Annotated in this window: 17 protein-coding genes and 1 pseudogene; 2 read left to right on the top strand and 16 right to left on the bottom strand. The window is 46.6% G+C overall.

Features of this window, described 5'->3' with window-relative positions:
* Positions 1-26 precede the first annotated feature (26 nt).
* The 5 genes from MiSe_RS20390 to MiSe_RS20370 form a co-directional block, all read right to left on the bottom strand.
* Positions 27-410 (bottom strand): papain fold toxin domain-containing protein, encoded by a 384-nt coding sequence (locus MiSe_RS20390; protein ID WP_226584344.1) that lies wholly within the window; start codon positions 408-410, stop codon positions 27-29.
* A 103-nt stretch (positions 411-513) separates the two neighbouring features.
* Positions 514-1065, bottom strand: coding sequence for a hypothetical protein (locus MiSe_RS20385; protein ID WP_226584341.1), 552 nt, complete (start codon positions 1063-1065; stop codon positions 514-516).
* 15 nt (positions 1066-1080) lie between these two features.
* The gene (locus MiSe_RS20380) at positions 1081-2121 is read right to left on the bottom strand and encodes a hypothetical protein (RefSeq protein WP_226584338.1); all 1041 of its coding nucleotides are present in this window, start codon (positions 2119-2121) and stop codon (positions 1081-1083) included.
* Between the two features lie 117 nt (positions 2122-2238).
* The gene (locus MiSe_RS20375) at positions 2239-2745 is read right to left on the bottom strand and encodes a PIN domain-containing protein (RefSeq protein WP_226584335.1); all 507 of its coding nucleotides are present in this window, start codon (positions 2743-2745) and stop codon (positions 2239-2241) included.
* Complete coding sequence (locus tag MiSe_RS20370; protein ID WP_226584333.1) at positions 2738-2989, bottom strand: UPF0175 family protein; 252 nt, start codon at positions 2987-2989, stop codon at positions 2738-2740. Before MiSe_RS20370 ends, MiSe_RS20375 begins: the two co-directional genes overlap by 8 nt.
* A gap of 30 nt (positions 2990-3019) precedes the next feature.
* Here MiSe_RS20370 and MiSe_RS20365 point away from each other — a divergent pair, with 30 nt between their 5' ends.
* Positions 3020-3196 carry a hypothetical protein gene (locus MiSe_RS20365; protein WP_226584329.1) on the top strand — a complete coding sequence of 59 codons (177 nt, stop codon included), beginning with the start codon at positions 3020-3022 and terminating at the stop codon, positions 3194-3196.
* A gap of 1 nt (position 3197) precedes the next feature.
* Here the strand turns inward: MiSe_RS20365 and MiSe_RS20360 are convergent, their stop codons facing one another.
* The 11 genes and pseudogenes from MiSe_RS20360 to MiSe_RS20310 all read right to left on the bottom strand — a co-directional run bounded on the left by MiSe_RS20360 (position 3198) and on the right by MiSe_RS20310 (position 17387).
* Positions 3198-3893, bottom strand: a complete 696-nt coding sequence (locus MiSe_RS20360; RefSeq protein WP_226584326.1) for a Uma2 family endonuclease — start codon at positions 3891-3893, stop codon at positions 3198-3200.
* 55 nt (positions 3894-3948) lie between these two features.
* Positions 3949-4203, bottom strand: coding sequence for a hypothetical protein (locus tag MiSe_RS20355; RefSeq protein WP_226584323.1), 255 nt, complete (start codon positions 4201-4203; stop codon positions 3949-3951).
* Positions 4200-6284: an ATP-binding protein gene (locus tag MiSe_RS20350; RefSeq protein WP_226584320.1), complete on the bottom strand. Its 2085-nt coding sequence runs from the start codon at positions 6282-6284 to the stop codon at positions 4200-4202. The genes MiSe_RS20355 and MiSe_RS20350 overlap by 4 nt, the downstream gene beginning before the upstream one ends.
* A complete protein-coding gene (locus MiSe_RS20345) occupies positions 6281-7573 on the bottom strand; it encodes a Pvc16 family protein (RefSeq protein ID WP_226584318.1) in 1293 nt (430 codons plus the stop codon). Before MiSe_RS20345 ends, MiSe_RS20350 begins: the two co-directional genes overlap by 4 nt.
* Positions 7570-8490, bottom strand: coding sequence for a hypothetical protein (locus MiSe_RS20340; protein ID WP_226584316.1), 921 nt, complete (start codon positions 8488-8490; stop codon positions 7570-7572). Before MiSe_RS20340 ends, MiSe_RS20345 begins: the two co-directional genes overlap by 4 nt.
* Positions 8487-9221 carry a T4 family baseplate hub assembly chaperone gene (locus MiSe_RS20335; RefSeq protein WP_226584313.1) on the bottom strand — a complete coding sequence of 245 codons (735 nt, stop codon included), beginning with the start codon at positions 9219-9221 and terminating at the stop codon, positions 8487-8489. The genes MiSe_RS20340 and MiSe_RS20335 overlap by 4 nt, the downstream gene beginning before the upstream one ends.
* Positions 9222-9479: 258 nt before the next feature.
* Positions 9480-10001: a phage tail protein gene (locus MiSe_RS20330; RefSeq protein ID WP_226584311.1), complete on the bottom strand. Its 522-nt coding sequence runs from the start codon at positions 9999-10001 to the stop codon at positions 9480-9482.
* A 113-nt stretch (positions 10002-10114) separates the two neighbouring features.
* Complete coding sequence (locus tag MiSe_RS20325; protein ID WP_226584309.1) at positions 10115-12433, bottom strand: phage tail sheath family protein; 2319 nt, start codon at positions 12431-12433, stop codon at positions 10115-10117.
* 220 nt (positions 12434-12653) lie between these two features.
* Positions 12654-13926 (bottom strand): annotated as a pseudogene (gene iscB, locus MiSe_RS20320) (RNA-guided endonuclease IscB).
* 883 nt (positions 13927-14809) lie between these two features.
* Positions 14810-16207 (bottom strand): oxygen-independent coproporphyrinogen III oxidase, encoded by a 1398-nt coding sequence (hemN, locus tag MiSe_RS20315; RefSeq protein WP_226584307.1) that lies wholly within the window; start codon positions 16205-16207, stop codon positions 14810-14812.
* A gap of 430 nt (positions 16208-16637) precedes the next feature.
* The gene (locus MiSe_RS20310) at positions 16638-17387 is read right to left on the bottom strand and encodes a biliverdin-producing heme oxygenase (RefSeq protein WP_226584305.1); all 750 of its coding nucleotides are present in this window, start codon (positions 17385-17387) and stop codon (positions 16638-16640) included.
* Between the two features lie 608 nt (positions 17388-17995).
* Here MiSe_RS20310 and acsF point away from each other — a divergent pair.
* A complete protein-coding gene (gene acsF, locus MiSe_RS20305; protein WP_226584303.1) occupies positions 17996-19069 on the top strand; it encodes a magnesium-protoporphyrin IX monomethyl ester (oxidative) cyclase in 1074 nt (357 codons plus the stop codon).
* Positions 19070-19476 lie beyond the last annotated feature (407 nt).

Below are 19476 nucleotides of genomic sequence, written 5' to 3'. Positions count from 1 at the left end.
AGGTTTAGCTCCATTGAATCGAATCTTTAAAACTCTTCAATCACTTCGACTTCAAATTCATTCGTTGGGGAAGTAAAATCTTTGACCCAATCTTCTGGTGACAGTCCTTGTTTGGAAAGGTTATCGAAGATTTTTCCAAAGACTTCAACACCATAGTGAACGCCATTTTCGGTAATGGTTTCAAAGCAACCTTGTTGTTCGAGGCGATCGCTGAGAATAAAGTCTTCATTATCGTACCGAGTCGAGAGTCGCCAAAGTTTGCCGGGAATTCCTCGTTGTTTGAGCCATTGTCTGAGAGTGCTGGCACATTCCTCACAATGAAGCAGGGGAAATCGGATGACAAGGTTGCCGATTGTTTCGTAAAGTTCTGCAAGGGCTGAATCGTCCGGACGGTTTGTCAGAAAATACACCTCCTGAGCAAAAAGTTGGTTTCATGGTAGCGTCTGGGCGATCGCCTCTCTCCTCTCCCTAATTGCGCCTTTCAGTAAACGGGGGAATTGGGGAAAGTGGTGATTATTTACTCGTTAAAACCTGCTGGAAGTACAGCACTCGCCGCTCTGATAAAGTGTATTCGATAGTAAAGGCAAGTTGGTCATTCGTGCCTAGTAGCTCCACTAAATTTTCCACGATAGAAAACTCTGGATGCAGCGAAACAGGTTCAATATAGACTGGCGCACGGGGTTCTCCCTTGATTGGGGGTGCTAAAAGATCGTTAAGTGCAGGGATCTGAGTTTGCACTGCGGTCACGTACTGCGTTGCAGCCTCAAGACGTGGCACGTTTGTAATCCCGATACCGCAGACCTTAGTATCCCATACGCGATCGCTGGGGTAGACCACATAATGCCCCAAGATCAGTCGCCATCGATAGCAGCCAGTTCCATTAACAGTTGTATTAAGAACTGTTTCTACTTCCTGGTCAATTGTTGACCAGCTAACTTCCACCTGTTCGTCGGCTTCAATAAAGTTAATCGGAATACCCTTACTATCCCGAAGCTCACGGATGAAATTTAATAGAGTACCTCTTGGGTCTGTCTCAGAAGAATTCGCCCTTTTATCTAGCTCCATAACAATCATCCTCCATCAGGTACGGGTAACTGTGCCAGAACAACTCCCACTAGACTTAGTAATGCGGAATGTAATTGTCCGTGTCTCAGCTAAGTTTCCTCCAACAAATAATTGCTGTGTATATCTTTCAGTGCATCCAGTAGCTGGATAATAGGCTGGGGAAGCGCACAAAGTATAGGTATCGGTACAGCCGGTGATTTGCCCATAATTTGGTAACATCGGCGGATGCGACCGAATTGGGCAGCCAGAACCCGTTGTGACGCTGCCCGGTCCGCAACCGTTGTTTGTCGTTACCGTTTCAGTCAGCCTCAAACCATCCAGTGAGGATGGGCAGCCACTTCCTGTTGCTCTCACCCCAGTAACGTCATAGGAAATTTTGGCACCGCATTTACCACTATCGCACCCAACAGTGCTGAGATTTGCGTAGTCAACTGCATAAGTGCATGTAGGTGCTGCGCCTCCCGCCCCAGCCCCTCCCCCTCCTGCTGCTTGGGCTTTCCTGATGACACCATCCTCCAGAGCTTCTACATCAGCCTCGCCAGTATCGGATAGAACTGCTGCTCTCTGTTTCAAGGTTGGACGCTCAATCTTCAGATATGCAGTTAGCTGGAGATTTTCAGCTTTTCTGGCAACCCCCATGTTCTGAAAGTGCCTCTTCTCAACCACCCTCTCGCTAGCTACTGAATGACCTAACCCCCCTTTTGGGCTACCCAGACTGAGTGTCTGTACTGATTTCCCTGTAGGTTTGTCTATATAAACCTGCAATTGGCTAAAGTCATGCCCAAAACGCGAATTCATTAAAGTGAGGGATGAAGCATTTAGAGATTGATCAGGCTCACGCAACACTTCATGCACTATCGGCGGCACTTCAGAAGCTTCCGCTCGATCTGTAGAACGACGCTGTAAAGTCAGCCGTTTGTTTTCACACTCGGTACACTTTCCTGTCAAACTAGCCGAATTCCCACAGGCACATTTGCGCTGCAAAAGTCCAGACCGAACGGGTGTGAAAGATGGTTTGGGTGTGGGTTTTGTTTGGGTTTGCGATCGCGTTCTCATTTTCCCAATCTCCCGATAGCGTTGGCAAAAGTTGTTCTTCTAAATTGAGCCAGTTCTCTAGTCCAGCATTTCTGAGTCGATGCCCGAAACTGGTCATAATGATTTTGGATTTAGGTTCTACTCTCCAACGATCGCCAGAGCTTGATTAAGCACTCGATCGGAGAGGTACATCCCTGACTGGCGAAGTTGTTCCAGGACAGGTCTGGCGGCTGGAATTTTTCCTTGTTGCTTGGCAGTCAGTACCAAACCGAGAGTTCCTCGAACCGGAATGTTAAGACTATTGGCACAGCGACGAGCAGCGAGATCGTCCAGAATTGCCTCAGTACCTGGGTGGTTATATGCCCAAGCCAGTACCGCTGCTTCGCCAGGGTCAAGGTTGCAAGCCCCGATGGGTTCTGGCACCGATGGGGTTTCGACTATAACCAGCCAATCCGTCTGAGTTAGAGCTTGAAAGGTCACATCTGTTTCTCCATACTGCTGGATTTCTGTAGCAACGGCGGAAGGGACTAACACTTCTGGGTAAAACATCTGCAAAAGGCTCAACAAGTTAGCTTTAGTCAGCAAAATCAGAGGCGAAGAGTCAATAACAGGAGACACAGCCGCTTCAGATGACTGTTCAACCACGAGCCAACTCCTGGTTGAGATCGTCGAAGTCTACGAGGAAGACATCAACTCGTTCGCGGGCAAGGACTTCCAGAAACTCTTTGCGATTGAGTCCTGCCAGTTGAGCAGCTTTGCCTTGGGAAATTTCCCCACGGGCATACCAGTAGATTGCAGCGGCAATTCTCATTGCCTGGGTAAATTCTGCTGGAGAAGGATAGCGATTGGGGAATGCTTCTTCAGGTATATCCAGGGTAATTTGGGTCATAGTTATTATCAGTTTGTTTGGGATAATTGGTTGGTATTACTGCAGGCACATTTGCGCTGTAACAGTCCTGATTTAACAAGTGTGAAAGATGGTTTGGGTGTTGTTTTTGTTTGGGTTTGCGATCGTTCTCTCATAACCTTAATCTCCCGATTCGCTGAGTTACCTGGATCGAGCGATCGCCAGCCTGCCGTAAGCGATCGCCCGTGACTTACAATTGCTCTGGATCGATGCCTTTCTGTCGTAGTTGTTCTAATAACGCTTGATAGCGCTGTTGTTCTTGTTCGAGTCTCGCTGTCGCCTCCTCAGCTCTCGCTGTCGCCTCGTTAGCTCGTTGTTCCAATTCCACCGAAGTTAGGAACCGCCTTCCATCTGGACGATAAATTTCCAGGCTATTTTCTGTCAGTTCAAAGCGAATTTCTAACAGCGGACTCACCCAATTATTCATCTCTTCAATTGGCTCTAACCAATCTCCAGAACGAACTAAGCCGGTTAATTCGTTATCGTCTGGATCGTAAATGTAATATTCCTGCACGCCATAGCGTTGATAAAACAACAGTTTCTCAAACATTTTTTTGCTGCGATTCCCTGGAGAAAGAATTTCAAAAACTACCTGCGGCGGTATATTCTCTTCTTCCCATTGCTTGTAAGAACCGCGTTTTCCTTTGGGGCGTCCGAAGATAACCATCGTATCAGGAGCTTGCCGAAGTTTGTTATTTCCTTCAACCGGATACCACAGCAAATCTCCAGCGACAAATACGTCCGCTGCGCCAGCAAACCAAATTTCTAAGTTCTCTTTAATCAGGACAATCCATTTGAACTGTTCTGTGTTCTCTGCCATCGGTTCTCCGTCGCTGTCAGGGTAGATGATTTCTGATGTGGTTTGAGCAGATAGTTGTTGTACCATAACTGTTGAGTTTTGGGAGAAGCTATTTTTCAGTATATCTTGCCGAATTGAGATTTTATTCCCTTAATCCTCCATAAATTTTATGCGCTATCTGAATTCCAATTGCTTCTGGTTTCGCCCCCGATTTCATCTCAAATTCGCCAGCATTTATGCGGGCAATTTCACCTCCTTGAGCGAGTGAAGGCGGTAAGCCTTTTTCGCTCAACAATCTGGTTAATTCTTGCTGGAGTGCTTCGCCAATTAAGTAGCGATCGCTCCCCCCCATCCCATGCAATACCAACTCTTCAATATGCAATTCAATGTTGTTCATACCCACCCTCCAATTTCTGTCTCTGTCAAAGATTTCTCCAACTTCCCGTATTCACATTTAGCAGCGCGTAATAAATGGGACATCCGCACCGATTCCCCCGCATCGGCTGCCAAAAAAGCCGCATTTAAAGCAATATTGCGGATATTACCCCCAGGAACGTTCAGCCGCGCTAACTTGTCAAAATCTAGCCCTTCTATTGGCGTTTTGGCTGGAAAGATGCGCCGCCAAATTTCTTTGCGCTGCGTTGCATCTGGGAAAGGAAACTGCACCACGAAGCGAATGCGGCGCAAAAAAGCAGTATCTAAAGCGCTTTTGAGATTCGTAGTTAAAATAGCTAAACCTCGATAAGCTTCCATGCGTTGCAGCAGGTAACTTACCTCGATATTAGCATAGCGATCGTGGCTATCTTTTACTTCAGACCGCTTGCCAAATAAGGCATCTGCTTCGTCAAATAATAGAATTGCCCCGCCTGTTTCTGCGGCATCAAATACGCGCCGTAAGTTCTTCTCTGTTTCGCCAATGTATTTGCTAACAACCGAACTTAAGTCAATTCGATATAAGTCTAATTGTAATTCATTTGCGAGTACTTCTGCTGCCATTGTTTTACCAGTTCCACTAGCGCCGACAAACAAAGCGCTAATTCCCAATCCCCGCGTATCTCTAGCAAACCCCCAAGTTTCGTATACCTTGGATCTTTGTCTGACATTGGCAGCAATATCCCGCAGCATTTGGCGTTGGGATTCTGGTAATACTAAGTTATCCCAATTAGCGGTAGATTCGATGCGTTGGGCGAGAGTTTCTAAACGCGATCGCGCCTGCACTCGACAAGAATTCCATAATAAATTTGGTAATTGGTAATTGGTAATTGGTAATTGGTTAGTTTCTTGGTTGATGTGATTCAATACTTCGATACTAACGGCGCTAATTGCTGGGGGACTTAAGTTGAATTGCGTTGCTAAAATTGCTATTTTTCCGTTTAATTGCTCGGATAAGGAACCCAAGGCACTTTTCCACAATATCTGCTGTTCTAGAAAAGTCGGTTTGTTGATATCTAGGCGAATAACTGGACGAGTAGGAGTTGGTAAAGGTTCGCGAATAGCTATTAATAATAAACCAGGCGATCGTTCCACAAACGACAGCAAAACGCGCATTGACACGCCTTCCAACTCCTGGCAATCTAAAAGTAGGGCGCTGCCACTCAGCACTGCTTCCCTTCCCCACAAACGCATTAACGCTTCTCTTTCAGCTACGTTATTGGGAATATCGCCAGCGTGGAGAACTTGCAATTGCATACCTAAAGCAGTACAAGCGGATATTGCGATCGCTTGTTTTCCCACCAATTCTTCCCCGCAAAGTTGGATTGCAGGTAAAACCGATCCTCTTTTTGTCCGCGACCAAATCGTAACAATTTGTTGCGCGATCGCGCGGTGAGAGGCAGGCAGTTCATCTGACCATTCTCCGGCGATCGCAGGTTCTATCAATCCTTGCAAGCGATCGTCGATGTAGGATACGCCTGTTAAATAATGCAAAATCCGTTCGTCAATTCCCAGGCGATTCTGAGTCAAACTTTCCCCATTTCCTACCTCGATTAATCGCCAATGACGTAAGGTTGCAACAGGTGCTAAAGCACTCCAGTGAGATTCTGGAAAAACGGCTAATGCTAAGCTAAATGTTGGATAATTAAACTGGGAATTGCCTTGAGCTTCTGCACAAAGTTTCGCTAAAGATGCACTCAATTCTACTCCCGCACACAACAGCAAAACATGACGCTCAAATGGTGACAAGTTAAACGCGACACATAGTCTATCCAAAGCTGGAGGGTGGGGCATTGTAGAAGCGATCGCTTCTAATTCCTCTGCTGCAATCTCGGTTATAACCTCCCGGATCTCGTTCCCAGGTTCAACCTGGGAACGAAAATGCTGAGGATCTGCCTCAAGGTGCAAGATGTGAGTTATTTCAACAGTATTATTCCCTTGATAACGAGCGATATACTGCTGTAAATATATCCGAATTTTTGCCAACGCTGCTGTTAGGTAACGCTGGTTTGCTTCTTGCCAGTTAGGAGGTGCAATATTGTTCATGAGATTGTCACCTGCGGCGAGTTGTAAAGTCCGGCGGCGTTTGCACCAAGGTTGCTCTCTGCGCCGTCTACTTGCACGCGCACTAGATAATTTCCCGGTGCTACCCCCTTAATTGGAATCGCAATCGCAGCAGTTTCATCTTGATTTGGGTCTGTAATTCCGTTATTTAATGGAGCATTAAAGCTATAAGCTCTTGCCGAATTAGCAGGTACAGAAAGGAACTCGTTTAGTAACAAAACGACTCGCTGCCGCTTGCCAACATTGGGCGTAAAATTCACCGTCACCTCAGCGGAACATCGGGTGATGCCGTTTGTAATTGTGCAGATTACAGAACTAATCGAAACTGTAATTTTTGGGTGCAAAACGAACGCCGCTACATTGGATTCAAAACCTCGATGGGGGTCGGATGCGCTGGTGCCAAAGTTGATTTTATGCACCACCTGTACAGCTTGAACGCCAGCTTTTAAAGCCAAAGATACAAGTGTTAATTCTATTTGGTTTTCGCCGATATTTTCTGGGAGTGGTGTGGCTTCAATTTCTCCTAGTTTGACCGTGGTAATATCGCCTTTTAATTGCTTGCCCAAAATGAGTAAGTTGCTGTCTATAAAAATCGGTTTATTTGTGCCAGAAGATGAAATAACTTGCTCAATAATAGGTTGCCGGAAAGGCATGACGTAGATATTGCGCTCGCGCACCGGCAACGCTCTCTGGGGCGCAATTTCCGCCTCGATCAGCGCCACCGAAGCTTGATAGGCAACCGATAAGGCATAAGGTGTTTGGAAAAACACCGACCACAATTTGGATAGCTCTTCCAGATTCATGGAAATTGGCGAAAATTTGATTAATTCCACCTGTTCATCCAAGTTAGAGGTTTCCAGATACTCATCAGAAAGATGAGGATATTGGGCAGTATCAATCAGCTTGCGGATCGCTTCTCTAGTTAGAATTGGTTTGGCATGTATAGCACTCAAGGTACTGCCCATTAAACGCTGGGGGACAAACTCGGTTTCATCGCCATAAAACGTCAACAAATAGTGGAGATCGAGGGCAATTTGAGGGCGCTGCACGAGGGTTCCTTCGGCGCGACGAGTAGGAAGATCGGCGTTAATCCAAGCAGCATTGTGAGTGACTTGATAAAGATAAATATTCACGTGCGGTTTTTCGTCTTTCTCCGGTGCGTGGGGACGCTGGGTGGTTACCTCAGCACCGGGAACAGATGCTTGGACAGCACTACTAATAGTTTGACTAAAAGTAGCAGTGACTGTTGCGATCGCTAAAAAATTACTCATCCCCCACCTCCACTTTTTCGCAAATAATCTGACAGCGATAATTTAGGTGTTGGCATCGATTTGCGCGGTGCTGGTGGCGCAGGTGGCGCCGGAATTGCCCGCACTTCAATCCGACCAATACTGACTCGAGTTGTTTGGGGAATTGGGAATTGGTAATTGGGAATTGGTGATGGGTAATCGGTGATGGGTAATCTCTCCATCTGCTCATCTTTCCCGCTGCTGGGATTGGGCGGTTTTTGTTTTAATTCAGGCGATTCGGGTATTGCCGCAATTGTTTCACCCATAGTTAATGAGTCTGCGTTTCGATGCAGTCGAGTATCTTCTTGATTTGGAGATGAGATTACAGTTACTCTGTTATTGTCAAAAGATGCAGCAACAATCCCCGCGTCAGATCGAAGGGATGGAACAGATAAGCGATTTGAAATCATAGGCGTTGATTCAACCTTGTCGCCAATCAATCCATCTGCAAACTGCGAATTTTTTGGTTTCCTCTGCATTTCGGGACTATCAAAACTTGTAGAGTTCGGTTGAAAAGATATCCCCGTCGCTGCTTTAGCAAACTCACCCCGATTTTCAACCACGATACTATTAAATAACTCATCCCCTACATCTACTTCCCTTTGAATTTCCCCAGGTGCAAGCGGTATCGTCAGCTGATGAGAAATTGGAGATCGATCGTTAGACTTCTCCAAAAACTCTTGTGGGATAGGCGTCTCGCCTGTCAAAGAGTTGATATTTTCACTAGGTTTATTAGAAATGAAAATTTCCCCCTCTCCCCTGCTCCCCTGCTCCCCTGCTCCCCTGCTCCCCTGCTCCCCAATTCCCATTCCCGGATCGTACATCGAGGCAATTCGGGGTTGTACCACGGGTATTGTGCCGAGGGTACGTCCTACCAATCTAGTCAGAAAATTTGTCATAATCCCACCATTTCCAAATAAAACTGCCGCCGCTGGTGACTCATGGCTAAAATATCCGCTTCGCGCCAACCATAAGCTTTTGCTAGGGTGTGAACTTCCCGCAGCAAGCGTTTAGCAAAAGCAGCAATTTCGCTCCAAAAAAATGCGGTAATGTCAAACAGAGTTTGCCATTGGTAGTTGCACCCCGGACAAGTAAAATCCAGCATAATTTCCGCTTGGGGGTCGCACTTTGCCATTTGTTTTGCCAGTTGTGCGATCGCTTCCTCCGATAACTCGTTTGTCCCTAAAATCGCCCCATCTTGTTTCGCCTGCAACACGCACCGTTGAATTAGCCGCTGTTGGGCGATAATCGGGTTGTTACAACTAGCGATCGCCGCTAAATCCCGACTGTTAGGAAGTCGAAACTGTAACTCTATTTCCCCGTAAGATAGCCTGTATTCCGACTCTATCGGTTGATTATCGCCAACGCGAATATCTGCTACATCTAAGGTGAACTCTAAGCGATCGCTACACTGCGGACATGCCGCAAAACCCTTCATCCCCGTTCCAAACGTCCATTCCCTGAGTCTCAAAAGATACCCGTCTCGCTCCCCAATTGTCAGCGAAGCCACTTCCTCAGCACTCATTTCCGGAAAAGCGACAGTCAAAATAGTCACAGCCCGTTGCAGGGGATGCTGACACAACCCTAACTCCCAAATTTGCAAGATATCGCTAGCACTTAGAGAACGCATTTTTTTAGTGATGGGTAATTGGGAATTGCTAATTGCTAATGGCTAATTGGGAATTGCTAATTGCTAATTGCTAATGGCTAATTGCTAATTGCTAATTGGGAATTGCTAATTGCTAATTGCTAATTGCTAATTGGGAAGAGGGAAATTAATTAGCCATTAGCCATTAGCCATTAGCCATTAGCCATTAGCCATTAGCCATTAGCCATTAGCCATTAGCCATTAGCCATTAGCCATTAGCCAGCCATTAACAATTAACTCTTAAGGTTCCACAAAACTGAGTTCCGTTGGTTCTGTGACTTCGTAATCGCGTTCCCAACCTTCGTTTTCCAACTTGATGTTTTGGATGGCGACAGCATTAGCATTCGCATCCAAATCTGGCATGGCTTGGTATTCTGAAACCCAGCAGCGGAAAACCCTATAAGCAATCGCTAACTGACCGGCTTCGTTGTAAACTTCGATGATAATATCTTTGCGAAAATCCTTGAGCGAAACTTCTGCACCCAAACCCGATCCGTAGTTCCAAACTTTATTCGCCCACTGCTCAAACTCGGTATCGTGAGTCACGCCGCGTTCTAGGGTAATTGCTTCGTACTCAGTTCGCCCTGGAGATTTGCGACTACTACTCGGATCTCCTCCTTCCCTGTGTTTTACCACTTCCGTCGTCCGCTTCAGTGCGCCGACTTTGCTCACCCCCGCCACATAACGCCCATCCCACTTAACGCGGAATTTGAAATTTTTGTATGGGTCAAACCGCTGGGCATTAACGCTAAATTGAGCCATGATTCCTCCTAATACCATTTCCTAGTTTCCTCTCCTCTTTTTAAAGAAGGTTGGGAGAACTGTTTATTTCTGTCTTACCCCCCCCAAGGCATTGGGGGTTGGGGGGGATCGTTTTAAGTCACAATTTGACCAGCCATTTGCTGAATCTTGATAATTACAAACTCGGCTGGCTTCAGCGGTGCAAATCCCACCAAAATATTGACAATGCCTAAATTAATGTCATTCTGAGTGGTTGTTTCTCTGTCGCATTTAACAAAATAAGCCTCGCGGGGTGTTTTGCCTTGAAATGCACCTTGGCGGAAAAGATTATTCATAAATGCCCCGATATTGAGGCGAATTTGCGACCACAATGGCTCGTCGTTGGGTTCAAAAACGACCCATTTAGTACCCCGGTACAAACTTTCCTCAATGAAAAGAGCCAATCGTCTGACTGGGATGTACTTCCACTCCGATGCCAGTACATCGGTTCCTTCTAGGGTTCGTCCACCCCAAACAACCGAGCCATAGGCAGGGAATGTCCGCAGGCAGTTGATAGCAAGGGGATTGAGCGTGCCATTTTCTGGATCGGTCAAGGTATAATCCAACTTCTGCACTCCCCGCAGCACCGCCTCGGTTCCTGCTGGAGCCTTCCATACCCCTCGCGTAGCATCGATTCGGGCATACAATCCCGCGATCGCCCCACAGGTTGGAAAAGGACCAATGCGGTTCCCTTGCAGCGGATCGGCTGCTTGGATGCGAGGGAAGTAGATTGCTGCATTCTTACTGCGGAGAGTGGCATTGGTGGCTAGCCACTGTTTGGCTTCGACAACAGTATCCACCTCAGGCGGAAAGTCTATCAGCAGAAAAGCTCTCCGTTCGGTTACGTAACTCAATGCCTCGCTCAGTACGGCGGCATCCGATATGTTTGGCAGACACAGGATATTGAAAATGTCTACATCTTCTAGAGCATACAAGCCTTTCTTATTGGCGCGACTCCCTTTAAAATTATTGGGGTCTGGTGGAGTCCCGTCGTCGCCGGGGACAGCGCCACTCTCAGCTTGGGAAGTCAGACCTACCCCTACCGCATACTGCGCTACGTTTTCTATCCCACCAACCAGACCGATATTTGTCGCAGTCGTGTCACCACCAGCGTTGGTAAAGTGCAATCGCACATTGGGATTGCTGCCTCCAGCTACAACTCGCAGCCTCGAATCCACCAAACTGACGCTAGCACGGTTCAACTCTACTTTAGAGGAACTGGCTAGAGCGCTTGTCAAGCGACTTCGCAATTCCTCTAATGTTGTCGGTCGGGTATTCCAAAGATTGATCGTGTAGGGGCCATCGTCAGCAACTCCAGCTACTTGGAGCGTCACGTTGAGGCTAGCTGGTTGAGCGAGGGTGGTCAGATCCAAGCCGGAAAGGTCGGTACTCGTTGTTCCGCTTTGAACGGGTCGAATTAGGGCTGTTGCTTCTACTTCGCGTCCACCGTTGCTAACTCCCAACTTGAGAATAGCCGTAGCATTGCGAATACTAGCGTTACTGAAGCGAACAGCAGATTTTTCCCCTTCGCCGTTTGGGGTTCCAGAGGTCGCTACAATTTGACTGCTATTGCGGACGCAAGTGAAGCCAGAAAAGGCTGGCACGGCAGGCTTAATAGCTCTGACTTGGCTTTGAATCCGAGATGCCAGGTTGTCTAGGCGATCGTTCAGGGTTGCACCGCTCAAACCTCCTCCAGCATCAAAGATATCGAATTCGTAAGCGCCATCTCCATCCAAACTAATGGCAAGTCTGCGGTGGTCATCATTCAACTGAGCTAAGTCGGCTAGGGTGAGAACTCCGCTAGTACTGGTTGCTTTGGCATTGGCGATGGCAGCCGTAGCACCACCGGGACGGCTGACTTCAATCAACTCTGAACCTGCATTGATAACGTTCACCCCATAGCTGGGTGAAAAGCTGTTCAGACTGAGGTTGCGGTGGATTTCCCTGCGTCCCGGCTCCAGCGTTCCGCCCCGGTCTACTAATTCTGTTACTGATAGATTAAACAGACTGGCTGGGTTGGCAGTGTCGTAATTTACCTCAACCCTAAGAAGATTTCCCCAGGTTCCTTCTGAAATCGCAGTGACTGTCAGCACCACCACTGCCCCACCATCTACATTGTTCTTCAGGTTAATGGCTGCTTTTGCTGCACCTTTTGCTACCCGTACCACCCAAGCTTCTGCACCTCCATTCAAAAAAAACTGTTGGACTGCATAGCTTATGGGGCTATCTCGATCAAGACCGCCAAACTGCCGCTCATAATCGCCAAAGTTGAAAATTTGGACTCCTTTGTCAGTGGAACCCCGCTGGGTATATCCGACGAATGCGGTAACTGATGTACTAACTCCAGTAATCGTGCGGACACCGCTGGGTATTTCTTCTATATAAACACCAGGATAAGTGGGGGTGATGGGCATGGGTTTATTCCTCTTTTTAGTAGGTTTTAACGGCTTGGGGCGTTGCGTCCCACCAGAATTGCGATCGCCAACCGCCAATCAACCGCTTATCGGCATTGGCAGAATGAGTATTTTTTCACCATAATCGGGGGTTTGTAAGGGGGAAACTGGAAGCCCCTGTCGTTTACCCATGGGGAGGAAAGTTTCCCCCTTACACAGACAACCCAGCGGCAGCGAATCCTTATTGATAGGCATAACCATCGCTCCTGTGAATAAATGAACAATATTTGTGAGAAATTCCAGCTACTCGACCTGTAGCCGTTGTGATATCGAAACTACCTGATGCTCGACACAAAACTCGACCCACATAAGAGCCAAGTTTTTTACCTTTAGTGACAACCGCTTTAACAATATCGCCAGTTTTGAAACCAAAGTGTTTTTTGATGTTTTCTCTATGTCGAATAGGGAATCCATAGCGATTTGTGCCGCACAGACGATTGCCGTGTCCAGTTGCTTTGATAATCAAAGGGCTTGATACCAAGACTTTTAAATTCTCGCTCTGTTGATGCCCCTACATTGGCAGCGTCAAGCCAGTGATGTTTAGGTAAAATTTGACGACAACGGTTGTATTTAGTCCTACCTCCTGTTCCCGTTTCAACAGGCAAACCAAATTCTTTGAGACAATTGAACAGTTTCCAACGAGTAGCATTAGCTGCTGCTGTATCAGCCAGTGGTCGTCTAGCTTGACTCTTGATTGACTTGAGTAATTCTGGTTGATTTTTTTTAAATTGTTCAATGGGTTTATTTCCTTTCTTTTGATTACATTTTGTACAACTCAACGTCAAATTAGATACCCGATTAGAGCCACCTTTGGACTTTGGGATAATATGCTCAATCTCTAACTGAGTATCGGTAGCACCGCAGTAAGCGCACTTACGATGCCATTTTTCGAGCATATACTCTCTCAACTCGTATCCAGCAAGTTCACCCTGTTGATACTCAAACCCAGAGATTTCTGGATTCTGCATCAATTGGGTATCAAATCGTACTAACTCAGTCGAAATAGCTGTAATTGGAGATAGTCGCAATAGCCGTTTAACCCAAGTCAGGATGTTATCAACTCGACTAATTAACGAAGGTGGTAGCCATTGCTGCATACGTTTTCGATTATTGAATCGAGGTTGACGATACCGAGTCTTACGATTTCTACGAGAACGTCTTAACTGTCTTCTGGAAGTTAGAGCATCTCGTATCTGAAATCCTCTATGAGTCAACTCTGCTGCCCACAGGACTACTTCGTTTCGCAAAATTGCTATACCTGACGTTTTGGCTCCGGGGTCAATTTTAATTCTCAAATCTTGGGTGTTTGTTTCTACTACTTCCTCCGGCAAAATAATCGTGAAAGGATATCTTTTGAAGACAGCGGCTTTACCTGTTTTAAGCAATTTTCTGGCTCTGGCCGGATGGGTTGGGTTCAATGGTTTCTTTGAGCTATCTAAAACAAATACAAACATGAGTTTTAATCTCCCTTGCGGGGTAATGTGAACCGGGCTAACGCCCCGCTTCGCTAACGACAATGTTCAGAATCGGTACTTTCTTCAACACACTGGCTTAACCCTTGTACACCTGTTTAATGTTGAAGTTCTAGCAGCTCAAACTGGTTCATGCATTCGTAGGTAGGACTTTAACGCTTCTTCTGAACGTAGGTTTTGTTTCAAACCTTAGTCTGGTCATGTAGGCTTGTAGAATATATTCGAGCTTGCACAAGAATGACTTCTACAAGCCCCCGCATTTATGCGTGGGGTTCATGACTCCAATATTTTTGGAGAACCAGTCGCAAAGGCGAGCCTCAATATTCGGATTGAGCTAGTGCGATCGCTGCCCTAAAAGCTCTCCTTCTCTAACTCTTATATAAAAAAAGATGCGCCAAACTTTTCTGGGATAGCGATTGTATCTGCTTAACCCTGGTCAATTTTGTCTTTTTACTGGCTTTAATTATAAACTATTACCCCAATTTTCTTATGAGCAACCGTCATAAAACTTAACATCTGACGCGGGGACACGGGGACGCTCCCGACGCCGGGAAGTTTTTATTATAAGTAATTAAGCCGACATGATATGACGCTCACCCATCCGGGTTTCTCTGAAAAATCCTCGGGAATGTTGTAGGGACACGGCAAGTATAAAATGTTTACTTGTACAGAATATTTCGGCTGCCGTGTCGCTACTCAGAAACCCGGTTTCTCCGAAAAATCGTTGGTTTGTCAACGAGAGATCGACGGTCGAAACCGGGTTTCTTTTCTCGTCTTACGTAAGTTCTTCAATACACCAAAATTAGTAGGGAACATCACTAAGTTTTGTCGCCAAATCAAACTGTTTTGGATGTTCCCTACTGTATTAAATTGCTTTTGAGAAACTGCCAGCAGTTTTTTGGTGCAGAAGATAGGTATCAAAAACGGCAGCAATATTGCGGATTAGCAATCTTCCGGCAGGAGTTACCTGAATTCGATTGTGGAACATGCGGATTAGTCCATCCGCTTCCAGCTTTTTCAACTCAAATCGCTCGCGGGCGAAATACTCATCAAAATCTCGATCGAAATGCAGATGATACTTGTCTTCAAAATCGTCTTTTGAGAGTTGGAATTGACACATTAATTCCATAATAGCTGTCCGACGAACCACATCATCTTGGCTGAGACTCACCCCTCGTTCAATCGGTAAAACTCCTGCATCAATCGCTTGATAAAAGTCTTTCAACCGTTTGTGATTTTGAACGTAGGCATCATGCAGCATACTAATCGAGGTAATGCCAAACCCGATCAGATCCGATTCCGGTTTGGTGGTATATCCCTGAAAGTTGCGATGGAGTTGTCCTTCCCGTTGAGCGGACGCTAATTCATCGTTTGGTTTGGCGAAATGATCCATACCAATAAAATGATACCCGTTTTGACTCAGTTCTTCGATCGTCATTTGCAAAATATCGAGTTTTTCCGCAGCTTTGGGAAGCGCTTCTTGGGGAATCCGTCGCTGTACGGGTTTTATCCACGGTACATAGGCAAAATTGAACGCAGCAATGCGATCCGGAGCGAGTTTGATGGTTTTGTAAATAGTGTTGCGGAATGTATCCAGCGTTTGAAAGGGTAAACCATAAATCAGGTCAACATTGACACTCTCAAACCCCGCTTCGCGTATCCAATCCATGACATTAAACAGCATGGCTTCTGGTTGAATGCGGTTAATCGCTTCCTGCACTTGGGGGTTAAAATCTTGAATGCCAAAACTAATCCGGTTAAATCCCAAATCTTTCAAAAACAGAATGCAGTTTCGATCTAGATATCGGGGATTCACCTCAATCGAAATTTCAGCGTTGGCATCGAAGCGAAAATACCGATTGATTGTCGTCCATAACCTTTCAATTTGACTCAGAGAAAGATAGTTTGGCGTCCCTCCTCCCCAGTGCATTTGATGCACCGGACGATGGCAATCAATTAGCTCAGCCATCTGGCGAATATGACGCGCTGTATAGTCCAGATAAGGCTCTGCTACTTCTTTTCGCTGGGTAATGACGGTATTGCAACCACAGAAATAACAAACCGTTTCACAAAACGGGATATGACAGTAGAGAGATAGTGGCGTTTTTTTATAGTTACCGACTGCGATCGCCGCCCTAAAATCGACTAATTCAAACTCCGGTTTCAACTCCGTAGCAGGTGGATAGCTCGTGTAGCGCGGTAGAGATTGGTCGTACTTTCGGAGCAATGTTGAGTCAAATTGAACAGGCAGCGAAAAGCTCATGGATTAATATTCCCCTCTTGGTTTGCCACTAAATTTACTTTACACAAGTTGCTAGTTATAAAGGGCGTTGCTAATTGCTAATTGCTAATTGCTAATCTTGGATTTTTACTGGCATTAGCCATGAGCCATTAGCCATTAGCCGAGCTTCGAGAGATAACTAGCAACTTGAATCATTAGCCATTAGCCATTAGCAAGTTGCCAGTTATAAACTTGCTAATTGCTAATTGCTAATTGCTAATACAGCATTTTCCCTAACACTAGCCAGCCATTAGCCATTAGCCATTAGCCATTAGCCATTAGCCATTAGCCATTAGCCATTAGCCATCAGCCATCAGCCATCAGCCATCAGCCATCAGCCATCAGCCATCAGCCATCAGCCATCAGCCATTAGCCATCAGCCATTAGCATTCCTAACCAGATAACTAGCAACTTACGTTACTACTAAATGGGGTGCAGAACCAGGATGAACTCGCTCTGTGCTACCGGGTTTATCCTGACGGGTGAGTAAATCGAAGACGTGTTCCCCAATTGCAGCTTTTACATCATCTTCTAGATCGTGAACCACATCTCGATTGAGTTGAAACGCATAGTTGGCTTCATCTACAATCCGTTGAATGGTTGCTTCGTCAATCGGTAAAGAGTTGAGCGCCAGACGATACTTTTCCTTGAATTCTCGTCTTGCTTCCGCAGTTGGAATTTGCTCAAATTCATGCAGTCCCGTACCGAGATCGGGGGGCAAATTCAGTGCCGAACGAACAATGTTTTTCAACGCCTGACCGCCGGACAAATCCCCCATGTAACGGGTGTAGCTGTGAGCAATCAGTAGAACGGGGTCGTTATTGGCGATTTCCTCCAGGCGATTGACGTAAACCTGACCTGCGGGTAACGGAGTAATTTGCTCGCGCCAGCTGTCACCGTAGTAAAATGCTAAATCTCTCTCTAGATTTGCCGTGCGGTTTAGCTCAGGGAAATAAATCGCCCCCACCGCTGGATGATCCTGGTGTCGCCGCAGTGCTTCTTCCAGCGTACTGTAAACAAAATACAGATTTGCCAGCAGCTTGCGGAATGGCTCTCTTTCAACAATTCCTTTGAGGAAACACTTCATATAAGCTGTGTTTTCTGCGGCGGTGTGAGAATGGGCGGTGCCTTCTCGCAGGCGGTTGGCTAAATCGTGACTCATCTAAAACCTCACCGAAATACTCGTAAAAACCACCATCTTTTACAGCAGATTGCACAGGACTTACCCACGCGGGGCCAAAAACAAAGGTGATGCGTCAATAGAGCGCCTCTAAACCCACGATTTTTCCTATCACCAAAGTTTTTTTGCCTAAACGATCGCGATACAGCCAGATGGCTTTGTTTGTGTAACGGGTGCATTAATGCACCCGCTACACAATGGGCTGCAAACCGCTATAAGTGGTGGATGGAGTGCGACGCTGCATCAATCGCAATGCCGTCTCCCTGACTTAACTAACTTTATAGCTATGGGGCGATTTATTGAACGATAGTTTTCATAACTTAACAAAACACGTCTTACGCAAAGAAACTAAGGTGATACGAAAAATCCTTGGGAAAGGGAACCAGAGATCGACGAAGAAACCGGGTTTCTGGCCGGGAGGGCAGCCAGCCGGTTGCTTCGTTTTTCCTAAAAACCCGGTTTCTTTGCCTAATTACGACAAAATTGTCTGTATGTTGAGGTTTATTACTTTTTTCAACGAACCGTCTGTTCAAGAGGCGGCAAGTAGTATAACTTAAAAGCTATTGAGTTATTAGCGACAGTGGAAGACGATGGTTAAATCTCCGGTAAAGCCCAATCTGGAAGGATCGGCAGCCAAGACGAAGGCACTGAAGGAAAACATCCTCACTCCCCGGTTTTATACAACGGACTTTGAAACGGCTGCACAGCTGGATTTGTCTGCCCAGGAGATGGAGTTGCAGGCGATGCTGGCAGAAATGCGAGCGGATTACAACCGCCACCACTTTGTGCGGGATGAGGCGTTCGATCAATCCTGGGAACAGATTACGGGAGAAGCGAGACAGGCATTTATCGATTACTTGGAGCGATCGTGCGTTTCGGAGTTTTCCGGCTTTCTGCTGTTTAAGGAACTCTCTCGCAAGTTGAAAAATCGCAGTCCTGTGCTGGCGGAAATGTTTAACCTGATGGCGCGGGATGAAGCGCGCCATGCGGGATTCCTCAACAAAGCGATGGGAGATTTTGGCTCGACGATGGATTTGGCATACCTGACGAAGAATCGGGTCTATACGTTTTTCCCGATCGAGTGGGTGATTTATACGGTCTATCTGTCAGAGAAGATTGGCTATTGGCGCTACATCATCATTTATCGTCATTTGGAAAAACATCCTGAGAATCAGTTCTACCCGCTATTGGGCTACTTTGAAAGCTGGTGTCAGGATGAAAACCGCCACGGGGATATTTTTAAGGCATTGTTGCGATCCCAACCCAAACTCTGGAAAACCTGGCAATCTCGTTTATGGAGCCGCTTTTTCCTGCTTACTGTCTTCGCCACCCATACCCTAACGGTTCACGAACGTACTGGCTTTTATCGCGTGTTGGGGCTAGATCCAACCGAGTTTGATGCCGAAGTGATTCGCAAAACCAACGAAACAGCAGCTCGCGCTTTCCCGTCCGTTCTCGACACGGAACATCCGCAGTTTTTCAGTCGCTTGCGTCGCTGTTGCGATCTCAACGTGCAAATGGCTGATATCGATAGCAGTTCTCAGCCTAAGTGGGTAAAAGCGTTACGCAAGTTACCGTTGCAACTGGGAATTGTCGGTCATCTACTGCGGATTTATCTGATCAAACCGATTGATGCAGAAGCACTGCGGGAAATCGTGCGCTAGGTTAAGTGAGGTTACGCGATCGCTTTATAGCGGATTGCTGCGGTTGATGGTACACCTTCGTTTGTGTAGCGGCAGCATTAATGCTGCCGCTACACAAACCAGCCAAAAGGCTGTACCTCACTTCATCCTGCGCGCTTGACAAACAAGCCAAAAGGCTGTACCTCACTTCATCCTGCGCGCTTGACAAACAAGCCAAAAGGCTGTACCTCACTTCATCCTGCCGCTACACAAACAAGCCAAAAGGCTGTACCTCACTTCATCCTGCGCGCTTGACAAACGAAGCCAAAAGGCTGTACCTCACTTCATCCTGCGCGCTTGACAAACCAGCCAAAAGGCTGTACCTCACTTCATCCTGCGCGCTTGACAAACCAGCCAAAAGGCTGTACCTCACTTCATCCTGCGCGCTT

The organism is Microseira wollei NIES-4236 (assembly GCF_020521235.1).
GTDB classification, from domain to species: domain Bacteria; phylum Cyanobacteriota; class Cyanobacteriia; order Cyanobacteriales; family Aerosakkonemataceae; genus Microseira; species Microseira wollei.
The sequence above is the reverse complement of the archived record's forward strand: the minus strand, read 5'-3'. Positions and strand labels throughout refer to the sequence as shown.